4 protein-coding genes are annotated in these 13,517 nt (G+C 58.7%); 2 read left to right on the forward strand and 2 right to left on the reverse strand.

What is annotated here, in order from left to right:
* Window positions 1-62: 62 nt before the first annotated feature.
* Entirely contained in the window at window positions 63-566 is a 504-nt protein-coding gene (locus ACFPPD_RS01620) for a YwhD family protein (protein ID WP_209747288.1), read from the reverse strand.
* A gap of 781 nt (window positions 567-1,347) precedes the next feature.
* On the opposite strand from ACFPPD_RS01620, the gene ACFPPD_RS01625 reads away from it, so the two are divergent.
* Window positions 1,348-3,450: a HelD family protein gene (locus tag ACFPPD_RS01625; RefSeq protein WP_209747286.1), complete on the forward strand. Its 2,103-nt coding sequence runs from the start codon at window positions 1,348-1,350 to the stop codon at window positions 3,448-3,450.
* Window positions 3,451-3,522: 72 nt separating this feature from the next.
* On the opposite strand, the gene ACFPPD_RS01630 is transcribed toward ACFPPD_RS01625, so the two are convergent.
* Entirely contained in the window at window positions 3,523-11,028 is a 7,506-nt protein-coding gene (locus ACFPPD_RS01630) for a pullulanase (protein WP_209747284.1), read from the reverse strand.
* 475 nt (window positions 11,029-11,503) lie between these two features.
* Between ACFPPD_RS01630 and ACFPPD_RS01635 the strand changes: the two genes are divergently transcribed.
* On the forward strand, window positions 11,504-13,507 hold the full coding sequence (locus tag ACFPPD_RS01635; protein WP_209747282.1) for a M1 family metallopeptidase: 2,004 nt from the start codon (window positions 11,504-11,506) through the stop codon (window positions 13,505-13,507).
* Window positions 13,508-13,517: the final 10 nt, after the last annotated feature.

Below are 13,517 nucleotides of genomic sequence, written 5' to 3' on the forward strand. Positions count from 1 at the left end.
AAACCCGCGGGTCGTTCCAATGGAAAATTCAGGGGTGTTTCGCGATTCATGAGCTTACCGGCCTAAGCGAGCAAATCCTTCAATGCTTGCGGCGAGTTGTCCCACCACTCGGCGTTATGCTCGACGAGCAGCTTCGTCAGTGCCGCTTTCTCGGACGGACCGATGTTATCGAGCATGTATTTACGTTTGATCGAAGCATCGAGCCGGTTCACGTGATCGGGCAGTATCTTCCAGCCCTTACGCGCCTCGGTGTCGATCAGCATCTCGCAAGATGTCGCGCCCGCGTAATACGATCCGGTCTCGTTGCGGTCGACCGCGACCCAGACGATCCATGCTTGTCGGCCGTTCGGTACTAGCGACTTGTCCGGGGAAAACTTGATCCCCTTCTCGATCTTGCTCTTGGCGTGCATCGCGCCGACGTCGATGTAGGCTTCGCCTTCGTCGATGATGACGCAGGCGACTTGGCTCAGGTCGATCGATCCCGCCCCGAACCCTCTATGTTCTTTGTTGCTCACGACGTTCAGGGATAACTTCTTCTTCTCCGGCGGCTGCGCGTTCGTATCCATTCATGACCCTCCAACCTTGAACTTCTTTCTTCCCTTTATTTTAGCGACAACGGCGGAAAAAAGCGATCTTTCTTCCTCGAGTCCTACGGCAATCGTTGCGGGAAGAGCGCCGGAGTACCGGATAAATCTGGTTGCGGGGCTCGCTCCGTCGGAAATTTGGCGTGCAGAGCGGTGAACTCAGGTGAAACCCGCTTAGAGCACCTCAAACCGCACTCTTAGCACCTGTAGTCAGGTGAAACCCACTTAGAGTTCCTCAATCCGCGCTCTAAGCACCTGTAGTCAGGTGAAACCCACTTAGAGCACCTCAAACCGCACTCTCAGCTCCTGTAGTCAGGTAAAACCCGCTTAGAGTTCCTCTAACCGCACTCTCAGCTCCTGTAGTCAGGTAAAACCCGCTTAGAGTTCCTCAATCCGCGCTCTAAGCACCTGTAGTCAGATGAAACCCGCTTAGAGCACCTCAACCCGCACTCTCAGCTCCTGTAGTCAGGTAAAACCCGCTTAGAGTTCCTCAATCCGCGCTCTCAGCACCTGTAGTCAGGTGAAACATCCCTACAGGCGCCCATCCCCAACCGCATAAAAAAAGGCCCAAATCTTCTCCGAACCGGAGAGATTAGGGCCGCGTTTTCGCTCGCATTTAATGCGAACGTTTGTTCGCATTATTTTAGGTAATCCTATACTCAACATCATAACAAAACGGAAAACATAAGTCTATTGTTTTATCGAAAAATGCGTCACAATAGGGAAGCGAAATCAACGAACGACGCAAGGAGGCTTCACGACGATGGAAACGCAAAGCCAAAACCCGACCCACCAAAAAGAAACGCAAAGGCTGAAGGAAACGTTCGAAGAGATCGAGCGGCAGCGATCAGCGATCGGCCCCGTCTACCGCGGGCAGGATTTCACCGAGCAACTGCTCGAGGAGAAAAGGGAAGAATACCGCAGAAGATTGGCGCTGCTCGGCAACGAACCCTACTTCGGACGGATCGACTTCCGCGAGAACGGCAAGGACTCTCCTCTTCCGCTCTATATCGGCAAGAGGGGCATGGACCGCGCGGAGACGAACGAGGCTTACGTCATCGACTGGCGGGCGCCGGTCGCGAGCTTGTTCTACTCCTTCACGGGAGGGGAAGCTCCCGTCGAATACGTAGCCCCGGAAGGGACGATCGGCGGCGCCGTCTACCTCAAGCGCAATCTATCCATCCGCGACAAGACGCTGCAACGGATCGTGGACAGCTACGAGCGCGGCGGAGACAACATCGGCTTGAACGACGAGTTTCTTCTATATAAGCTCGGCGACAAGAAGGACAACAAGCTGCGCGACATCGTGTCCACGATTCAAGCGGAGCAAGACGCGATCATCCGCGCGACCCGTTACAAGGCGCTGATCATCCAAGGGGCGGCCGGTTCCGGGAAAACGACGGTCGCTCTGCACCGCCTCGCCTTCCTCCTCTATCAATATCAGCAGCAGATGAAAGCGGAACGAATGATTATTTTCGCCCCGAACACGATGTTCCTCGATTACATCTCTGGCGTGCTGCCGGAGCTCGGGGTCGGCAACGTCGAGCAGACGACGTTCGCGGCATGGGCGCTCGACCGTCTGAACGCGAACGTGCGGCTCGCGAAAGATTCGGCCGAAGGCAACGTCTGGTTCTCCTTCGTGGCGGATCGGCCTTCGATCGACGACGAGACGCCGGGAAGGTTCAAAGGCTCGCTCGCGTTCAAGGAGAAGCTGGACGAGAGGCTGCGCGAATTGGAGCAGGCGTTCCTCGGAGACGAGCCTCCTGCTTTCGAAGCTTGGGACGGACGAACGCTGCCGGGAAGCATGGTGCGCGAATGGTTCGAAGTGGAATACCGCCACTACGCGCTCGCTCCTCGCCGGGAACGGCTCATCGCGCGGATCAACCGCTGGTTGGAGATGCAGCTGACGGCGATCGGCGACCCGAAAATCCGCAAGGAACGGAGCAAGACCGCCAAGAACAGGCTGCGCGCCTACGCGAACAAGCTGCCGAAAGCGGACGCCCTAGAGTTCTACAAAAGCTTGTTCGCGGCTCCGGACGCGGCAACGTGGATTCCCGCGAAGGTCGTCAAGGAGACGCTAGCCTACCTGAAGAAAGGGTTCGTCCAACCCGAGGACCTGCCCGCCCTCGTCTGGATCCACGTCGCGTTTAACGGCCGGGACAACCTCTCGTTCGACCACGTCGTCGTCGACGAAGCGCAGGACGTGTCCCCGCTTCAGATCGCGGTGCTGAACGCCTTCATGAACGAGCCTTCGTTCACGATCCTGGGTGACTTGGCGCAGGGCATTCACGCCTACCGCGGCGTTCAACGCTGGAACGAGTTGTCCGCGGTCTTCGACGACGAGCACAATTCTTATCACGCGCTCCAGCAGAGTTACCGTTCGACGCTCGAGATCATCGAATTCGCCAACCGGATTCTCCCGCACACGGATACCGGGCTTCCGGCGGCTACTCCCGTCTTCCGCAGCGGCGACCCGGTCGAGCTCGTTCGGCTGGAGCGCGAGGAAGAGAGATTTCCGTTCATCCGCGACTTCGTCGAAAGCAACCAGGAACGGGGCATGCGCACGATCGCCATCATCGGGCGGACGGACGTGGCTTGCGCGAAGCTGCACGAAGAGCTGTCCGCTGGAGGCCTCGAAGCCAATCTCATCTCCGAAGGACAGGCGCAATACCGCGGAGGCGTCACGATCGTGCCCGTCTACTTGTCCAAAGGGCTGGAGTTCGACGCCGTCCTCGTCGCGGGAGCCGACGAACGGCAATACTCGCTTAACCCGCAGGATGCCAAGCTTCTGTACGTCGGCTGCACCCGCGCGTTGCACCGGCTGACGCTTTACGCTTACGGAGATGTGACTCCTCTCGTGAAATAACGGTTAGGCAAGCCGAAAAAGCCTCCAGACCCGGCAATTCGCGCGGGTTCTGGAGGCTTCTTCTTTATACTTCTATTGCTTAATGAGAGAGTAAATCGCCATCGCTGCCTCCGCGCGAGTCAGAACGCCTTGCGGAGCGAACATGCCTGCTCCCTGGCCTTTCAACAGCCCGAGCTCGTACGCGACGTCGACGTAAGGCAACGCCCATGCGCCGATCCGGCCGCGATCCTCGAACGGAGCCGGAGCGCCTGTCGCTGAGGCTTTGCCGTTCTTGACCTCCAGCGCGCGGACGATCATCGCCGCCATCTCCTGCCGCGTCATCGTATCGTTCGGCCCGAACCGGTTACCGTTTCGGCCGTTGACGATGCCGAGCTCGGCGGCGGTCGCTACGTACGCCGCATACCATTTGCCCGCGTCGACGTCGTCGAACTTGGTTTTTCCATCAGCCGCGACGCCGAGCGCTCGCACGAGCATCGCCGCGAATTCCGCGCGGTTAATGCGCTGCTGCGGCATGAAGGAAGACTCGTTCACGCCGTTAAGGATATGCTTCGCCGTCAACGCCTTGATAACGGCTTCCGCCCAATGGCCAGACCGGACGTCGGAGAACGTCTTCTCGTACTCCAGCACGGCGTACTTGCTGAAGTGCGACACTTCCGCGCTGACCCGATCGCCGTTAACCGTGCCGCCGACATACTCCAGCTTCCCGTTATCCGCGATGTAATAGATACCGACAAGCTCCTTATTCGGATTGCCCGTCAGCGGAAGCGTAATCGTTAGCGGATTCTTGAAGCTCGTAACCGAGATCGACTTGCCGTCTTTCGTAACGACGCTGAGCGTGAATTCGTATACCGGAGAGGCCTGACGGACGTTCGCGCCCTTCGCTTCCTCGTCTGCGATCAGCTTCTTGCCGTCGATTGGGTCCGCCACCGGTTTGAAATCGAATTGAATATGCGCTCCGTCCGCATCTTGACCGGAGACGAGCTTAGCGATCGCATCCAATTCCTCCCGCGGAATCGCGACCGTCAACTCGCCCGCTCGCAACGCGAGATCGTTCTCGCCTAGCATCGCGGCCGCCTGGATCGGCAACAGTACGGAGTGCTTGCCTCCCGCGATCGCCACTTCGACTTTACCTTCCTTGCCGTTCTTCAGCGCCTCTTCGTTCACGACATGCGCGCCGGAATCTCCTTGCGAAGAACCGCCCGAGCCCGAGGACGAAGGCAAGGATACGACTGCCGCCAAGATCGCCGTTCCGCCGTCGTTTCTGCCCGGCACATCCAGCGTGATTTTCCCGTCCGACGTTACCGTATACGTGCCGCCGCCGTATTCATCCTTCACCGATGCGCCCGCGGCGAAAGGAACGTTAAGCATGACGCTCTGGCTTGCCGTCTTCACGTTGATGACCGTGACGACGTTCGTTCCCGCGTAAGCCTTGTCGAACGCCAAGTAACCCGTCGCGTCGGAGCCGCCGATCTTCGTCCGCGTTCCTTTCGAATACACTTTGGAATACTTCGCGCGGATGTTCAGCAGCTTCATGTAATGGTCGTGAAGCGCCTGCTCCGCCGTCAAGCGATCCCATGGCATGTCGCCGCGATTCTCGCTGAACTTTCCTTCCTTGAAATCGGCTGCTTTCGCGCCCGAACGTCCAAGTTCTTCGCCGTAATAGACGACCGGCTGGCCTTTGGCCGTAATCTGCAGCGCCGCCGCGATCTTGAGCTTGCCTTCGTCGCCGCCGACGTATTCGGACAGGAAGCCGGGCTCGTCGTGGCTGCTTAGGAATTGCCCCATCGTCGCCGCGTTGTTCAGCTTCGATTCGCGATCCGCGAGATAAGCGTCGACGCTATCGATGCTGCCGTTCGCGAAATCGCGCGCCTTATCCTTGAAGCCGAAGTCGAGCAAACCGTCCATCTGCCCGCTGTAGAGGTTGCCGCCGTCGTTATCGATCGTCCCCCCGAAGTACTCGCCGATCAATTTGAAATTCGGATCGATCCGAAGCAACTCGTTCTTGAACGCCTTCCACGTCGTATCCTCTACGTGTTTCACCGTATCGATGCGGAAGTAATCGATCGTGTCGCCGCGGGACGTTCTCGCGCGATCCAGCCAGCCCGCCTGCCAATCGACGATCCGCTGCCGAACGGCAGGGTCTTCCGTCTTGAAGTCCGGTAAATGCTCGAGTTCCCCGACAATCGGATTCACGTCGGAGGACACCGTATCCGTGCGCAGCAGTCCGGCAAAACGATCTCTCGTCGCCTGCGTCACGCCCGCGACGTTGTCGGTTACCTTCACGCCGTAACCGGCATGGTTCAGCACGACGTCCACCATGATCTTGATGCCTTTGTCATGGGCTTTGTCGATCAGTTGCTTAAACGTCGCCAAGTCGCCGAGATGCTCGTCGAGTTCGGTGAAGCTTTGCGCCCAATAGCCATGGTAACCGTATTGCTTGCCGCCCCAATCCACTCCCTTGTTGAAGTCGATATTATCGACGATCGGCGTGATCCACAGCGTATTGATGCCAAGCTCTTTCAAGTAGTCGAGCTTGTCGATCATGCCCTTGAAATCGCCGCCGTGATACGCCTCGAGGTGAGATTTGTCGACGTTCGCGTTGTTCGTCGGATCGCCGTCCGCGAACCGGTCCGTCAGCGCGAAGTAAATGCGCGCTTCATCCCAATCGAAGTCGAGCGCGTCGCCCGCCGACGTCCTGGCATTCACGTTAACCTTCGCGACGTGCCCATGCTTGTTGCCGTACTCGTCGATCAGCGTCGCCGGGACGTTCTTGCTGCCGGCCGTCACCGTATCTTGGACCGAGACCGATTGCTCCATGAGCGCCGTATCGAACCGGACTTTGGCGGGGCCTCCCAGCGCCGTCAGATCGATATAGCCTTCGCGGAAAGCGACCGGCTCCGAAGAGGTCGTCGTTAACGTCAGAATGCCTTCCTCGTTGGAGGTAATCGCATTTCGGTTCATCGACGACGAAATCGTCACCGTAGGCGCGGCGTATTTCAGAACCGAATGTCCATCCTCGATCCATGCGTGATGCGGGTCGGCGATTTCCGTCTCCGTGCCGCCCTTCGTCACGAGAAAGGTGTACGCGTAATGATGAGGCGTCAACCCTTCGAGCGTGTAACCGAATAACTCCTTATGCGCGTCGTACACCATGTCGTGAAGCTCTCCGTCGATCTTCACCTTCACGCCCGAAATCTCGTTCATCCGTTCGTTCTTGAACAGCGCGTCGTCGCGATAGACGAACGTCGCCTTGCCGTCATCCAGCTGCGGTCCGATCGCGCTAGGCATAATGTCCAGCTCGCCGACCATGCTCGTGATGTTCACTTTCGTGTACGGGTCTCCCGGCTTTAGCGGAATGAGCCGATCGTAAGGAATATCTTGCTTCGCCGTCGACCAATCCGCCCCCTTGCGAACGACGACCCCGACGCTGACCGCTTCCTGCGCGACCTCCAGCATCGCCGTTGCTACTCCGTTCTCGACCTGATCGAAATTGATCTGGTCGTTTTTCACGCCCGTGCCCCATATCCATAAGTTCCAGTCCGTATAGTTTCCGTCCGGCCGAATGTAGTTGATCTTGACGTATCGCTTCGGCACGACGTTAACGGCGGCGCTGACGCTCTTGCCTTGGTAAGAAACGCTGATCATCGCCGCGCCTTTATCCACGCCCGTCACCAAGCCGCTTGCCGATACGGTCGCCGCGCTCGGGAGATCGGAGACGTATGTCGCTTTGTCGGTCACGTTCCGTTTGGTGCCGTCGTCGTATTTCGCGAACGCTTTGGTCTGATGCTTGTCGCCCGGCGTCAGGCGATAGCTGCCGGAGTCCAGCTCCAACGACTGCAGTTGCGCCGCCGCCGAATCCACCCGAACGACGACCGCCGTCAGCGGATCGAGCGCGATGGATCCGGCCGTCAGCGCGAACCCGGACGGCGTTCCGACCGCCGCCGTGCCCGCTTCGTCGCTATCGACGACGACCGTCCCGCCCGTCAAATCCTCGGACAACGTCAGCGTTCGTTCCTCGTCGTCCGCGTTCAGGAACACGTAATATTGACCTGTGCCGTCCGTCGCCTTATTCTTGTAGGCGATGACGAGATCGTTCGCCTGGATTTCCGGCGCGGATACGAGCGTCACGTTGGCGTTCACCAAGTCTTTGTCCCCGAGCGTGAACGCGTCCGTCGATCTTCTAAGCTTCATCAGGCCGGACGTATAGTCCTTCGTCTCCGTCTGCGCAGGATACGCCGCCTCGTCCGTCGCTTTCGCCCAATCGAAATGATTGATCGCGTCCGAGGAATCGTACGAATCGTTGATGAAGTACCCGAACGATTGATCGTTCGCGTCTTTGAGCTCCACGTACTTCTGCTCCGGCACGCCTGCAGCCTTCCATTGCTTCGTGCGCCCGTATTCTTGACCCGCTTGCAGGAAAGCTGTTCCTTGGGACGTTAGAATGAGCAGATTACCGAGCCGGATCCGCTTCTGGATCTCCAGCTCGTTCGCCGCGACGGAAGGATCCTTCTTGATCGACTGCGCGATGACGTCGTGCAGCGTCAGGTTGTCGTGCGCTTCGATATACGACACGACGTCGCCCGGATCGTCCTGCGCGATGTTGGACGGCTGGGCCTTGATACTGTTGAAAATCGTGCTAATGCTTCGAGCGCCGCCCGTTATGAATCGCGGTTGTCCTTCGGAGCCGTAGCCGGACTTCAATTCGTTGCGCATCTCGTCGGAGAAGACGCCGACGCTGTCCGTGCGGTTCATCCACCCCTGATCCGCGCCCTGGCCTTCCAGCGAAGGATCCGCGATGTTACCGGAGAACGTCTTCCAGCCTTCGCCGATGAACAGCGCGTTCGGATTGATGGCCGCCGCCGCGTCGTACGCGTCCTGCACGGCGTCCGACGTCGCGTCGCCCATCATGTCCCAGCGCATGCCGTCGATCTTGTATTCGTCGAACCAATACTTGACCGAATCGACCATAAGCTTCTCGGCCATCTTGTGATTCGTCGCTAGGTTGTTGCCGAATCCTCCGACGAACGAGCCGTTCGCGTCTTGCCAAGCGTAATAGCCCGGCACGATGTCGTTCAGCAGCTCTTTTTTCGCCATGTGGGTATAGACGACGTCCAGCACGACGCCCATGCCCGCCTTGTGAATCGCGTCGACGAGCTCTTTCGTTTCCTTGATCCGCAGCTCCGGATCCGTCGCGTCCTCCGAGTAGGCGCCGTCCGGCGTAAAATAGTTATGAGGGTCGTAGCCCCAGTTGTATTCGTTATCCTGCGCCGAGTACGCCGACTCCCTCGTGCCCGCCTTCGACTCGTCGCCGAAGTACCAAGCCATAATCGGCAGCAGTTGAATATGGGTGACTCCGAGCGATTTGATATAGTCCAGCTTATCGATGAACGCCTTGTACGAGCCCCATCTCGCGGTCAGGTCTCCGGAGATCGAAGGATCGGACGTAAAGTCCCTCACGTGAGTCTCGTAGATGATCGCGTCCTCGCGTTTCTCGTAACCGTCGATCGAAGCGAAGCCGAACCCGCTCGGGCTCGTGCCGCTCAAGTCGACGATCGCGGCTTTGCCGACGGCATCGTCGTCCGTGCCGGCTTCGCCCTTCGTGTTCACGCGGAACTCGGCCATGGACTTCGCGTAGGGGTCCAGCACCTTCTTGACGACACCGTCGTTCGTCACTTCGTATTGATAGTAATAGCCTTTCAAGTCAGAGACGCCGAGATCGCTCGCGCTAACTTCAGCGGCCCATACGCCTTGTGCGCCCTTCGCCAGAGTCGCTTGACCGAGCGAGTTAATGCCGTCCTTCTCGTAGAAGTTCGCCACGACGGCGCTCGCCGTCGGCGCCCACAGCTTCAGCGTCGCGTCCCCGCCATCGTACGTAGCGCCGAGATCGTTGCCGTCGTACGCGTACATCTCGTCGAGCATTCGCCAGCCCTTTCTCGCGGAGAGCGTCGTTCCGGCGTACGTGACGCTCAACGGCGTCTTCTCCATGTCGAGCGCCGCCGTCAATTCGACGGTCGTGCCGTCCTTGATCGCCGCGGCGTCGACCGTTAACGGATCGCCGTTCTTGTCTTTGACCGCGATCGCGGTTTTCAAGTCGTCCGCGACCAGCCCGGCCGTCGTCGTGAAGCCGAGCAGTACCTTCGTCGGCGCCGAAATCTCCGCGGACACGAGGCCGATCGGCAAGTCTCCGTACGGAGAGATATACACGTTGCTATCGCCCTGCTTCAGCCAGATGTGCTTGTATTTGCTCAGCAGCCCGAAGGAACGGTCCGCCGAGACGTCCTTGTCCCCGGTCGTCCGGTTGACGACGAGGAAATTGATCTTCTTCGCGCCCGGCGCGAGCGCCACGTCGACGTACGAACCTTGCCTGCCGACGGTGTCCGTCGCGAAAGCCGCAGCGCCGGTCGGCCATCCGGAACTTGCCGTTGCCACGTCGCCCCAGGTCCATAAGCCGTAATCGCCCTGCTTGCCGTCATCCCTTATATAGTGGACCCTGATCGTATTATCGGGAGGATCAACGGGCTCGTAAGGATATACGATATCCGAACCGGTTTTCACCCAGATTTCGTTCATCGCGGGCGAAGTCAACATCACGGTTTTATTGTCGCCGTCCTTCGCCTCCGTTGACTTGTCGACGAGAAGGAACCCGACCTTCTTGGCGTCCGCCTTCAGCTGCACGTCCACGAAAGCCCCGTAATCGTCCGTCTGGCCGCTCGGAAACGCGGTCGCGCCGTTCGGCCATCCGGTAGATGCCGCGACGACGTCGTCCCATAGCCATGCCGAATATTTAGAGGCATCCCCGTTATAATGGATACGCAAGAACCCGGCGGGAACGCCGCCGTTCGGATCGGCCGGTACGACGAAATCGGCCGCGACGGCGTTCGTGATCGAGTTATACGAGAACGTCACGTCTAAATCCTGCGGCAGCACGAGGGGCTTGTCGCTCTCCGGATACGCCTGATTTCCTTCCCACGCGCTCCCGAGCAGGATTTTGAACGCGTAACTCCCCTGCGGCACGCTTTTCTTCGCCGCATACACATTATCGTAATCCGGATCGGTCAGCCGGGTTCCCGCCTCCCCCGGATTCCAGTCACTCGAGTCTCCGAGCTCGGACTGCAGGCTGCCGACGACGCGCGGCGCTTTGTCGTCCGCGATCGGCGTATAATACGACGAGTCCGCGATTCGATGGGTCTTATCGTTGTAATAAAACGCCACGGTCGCCGCTTCCGGCAGCGTTAGGACGATATTGCCGCCATCCCCGACCGCTCCCGGCTTCGTATAGCTGCCAACGCCGTAGCTTTCGGTCCAAGCACCATTCAGAGCGACTTTGTACTGATAAGTCCCCGCGGGCAAAGTCCCTGTAAACCGGTATTCCCCGTTCCCCATATCGGTCATTTTCGTCACTTCCGACTTTTCGTCCCAATCGCTGGCGTTGTCCAACTCCGTCTGCAAGTCTCCGACCAACGTCGCGCTGACCGTTGCGGCGACCGCCCCTCTCGGATACAGCTGCACGCACGACAACGCCAGCATGATCGCCATGAACAGCATGAATAACCGCTTGCCTCTTAAAGCGAGATTCATCCATACGCCTCCTTTTTTTGCTTGCCAACAGCGTTTGCGGCCTTCCGCCGCCCCTTCCGGTGTTCGAGCTACGCCGCATCAATGCGCAAACGTTTGCGCATTGATGCGTATAAATATAAACGCCTCCTCATGAAATCCTTCTGTGCAAACAAGTTGCGCAAGTGGCATAATGAAAGCGCTTGCCATTAATCTTTCCCTATGTTATCTCCACGGAAGAAGAACTGTCAATTGCTTTTTTTACCGTATTTACGAGATTATTCGGCATCCACATCATCTTTTCCACCACAACCCACAATTGTGCTATCGTTTGCACAAAAGTTGCGCAACCATTTGTCGTAACTTCCCGTCCACCGCCCCGGGTTCGGCCGCGACTTCCGGGAGAGCTTTTCCCATTTTCCTGACAAGCATCGGAAATATTCCGCGGACAACCCACATATATATCTCGTAGATGCTTGTCAACGGGAGGGTTATCCGTATGCCTAAGCGCCGTTCGCTGCGAATGCTGCTTTTCGTCGCCGCCGCCGCTGTACTTGTGTTATCGTTCCGGTTCGGATTCGCCGACGCTTGGGTGGACCAATATGCCTGGCCGGCTTCCGCGGCGTCCGAGTTGGAGAGGGGCCCTTCTTCGGCCGCGCCCGTAGCCGCCGAGCCCAAAGCGGACCCCGTGCCCGACGCGAAGTCGAAGTCGACGGCCGCCGTGCTCAGCAACCGGGTCGCGGAGTACCATATCTCCGTCAAGCTCGACGAAAGGCTTGGGACGCTTAACGGGGAGCAGACCGTCACTTGGAAAAACCCCGGCCGCAAGTCCGTCGGAGAGCTCAACTTCCATCTCTATCCGAACGCTTTCTCGCCGGGCAGCACGTTCATGAAGGAATCGGGCGGCCAATTGCGCGGAGACAAAATGAAATCGGGCGGCGAGGGCGGCATGACGCTGACCTCGCTGACGACGGACCTAGGCGAAACGCTGCTTCCTCGCCTGCACTACGTTCAGCCGGACGACTCCAATAAGAGCGACCGCACGCTCGTCACCTTCCGATTGCCGGAACCGGTTAAGCCAGGCGCAACCGTCACCCTTCGCATGGCCTACACCGTCAAGCTTCCCGACGTATTCGCCCGCATGGGCAAAGCCGGCGATTTCGTCATGGCGGGCCAATGGTTCCCGAAGGTCGCCGTCTACGAGACGGCAGGCACCCGCGGCAAAACCGGCGAAGGCTGGAACCTGCACCAGTACCACGGCAACTCCGAATTCTATTCGGACTTCGGCATCTACAGCGTCCGCATCGAAGTGCCCGAGACGTACGTCGTCGCGGCCACGGGTTTCCAGACGAAGCCTGCCGTCGTCAACGCCGGAAGGAAGACGCTCCAATTTTACGCCGACGACGTTCACGATTTCGCCTGGTCCGCATCTCCGAACTTCGAATACGTGGAAGACTCCTTCTCTTCCCCGGGCGTTCCCGGCGTTCGCATCAAGCTGTATCTCGATCCGCTGCACAAGGATTTGAAGGACCGCTACATGCACGCCGCCAAGTCCGCCCTCGCGAAGCTCGGCCAGTGGTACGGGGAATATCCGTATTCGACGCTGTCGGTCGTCATTCCGCCGGCGGACGCGAACGGCGCGGCGGGCATGGAATATCCGACGCTCGTCACCGGCGCCTCCGCCCAGGCCGCGAGCTCCGGCTACGATCTCGAACGGACGCTCGTTCACGAGATCGCGCATCAATATTGGTACGGCCTCGTCGCCTCCAACGAGTTCGAGGAAGCCTGGCTCGACGAAGGCTTCACCTCTTATACCGAGGATAAGCTCATGTCCAGCATCTACGGGGTGCTTCCTAACTTGGCGGTGGAATCCAGCTACCTGACCGATCCGCAGCCTCTGAACCAATATTCCTGGCGGTTCAGCTCTTCCGACGGATACGCCGAGAACGTCTACATGCGCGCCAAGCTCGTGCTGTCCGCCCTCGAGCGCCAAGTCGGGGACAAGACGATGAACAAGATCATGCGGACGTATTTTCAGAAATACAAATTCAGGCATCCGTCGTCGGAAGACTTCCAGAAGGTCGTGGAGTCGGTCACCAAAACGAAATGGAACGATTTCTTCCTGTCCTACGTGCAGCATGGGGAGATGGCGGACTACGCGGTCGAATCGATCGAATCGAAAAAAACGAACGAAGGTTTCGAAAGCACCGTGCTGCTGAGAAGGTACGGCGGGAACGCGCAGCAGGTGTCGGTATGGCTCCAGTTCGCCGACGGGCAGTCGCTCCGCAAACAGTGGGACGGCGTCCAGAACCACATCCGGCTCCAGCTCCGCTCCGCGTCGCCGCTGACGTACGCCGCCATCGACCCGGGCAACAAAGTCGTCCTGGACAACCGGAAGTACAACAATTATTTGCTTTCCGAGGTGCCGAAAGAGAAACGTTCCCGCGTAGCGACCGGGATCACGCAATTGCTGGAAGGCCTGTTCGGAACAATGGCGTGGTAAGGAGGCGAGG

The organism is Cohnella suwonensis (assembly GCF_042655365.1).
Lineage (GTDB): Bacteria > Bacillota > Bacilli > Paenibacillales > Paenibacillaceae > Cohnella > Cohnella suwonensis.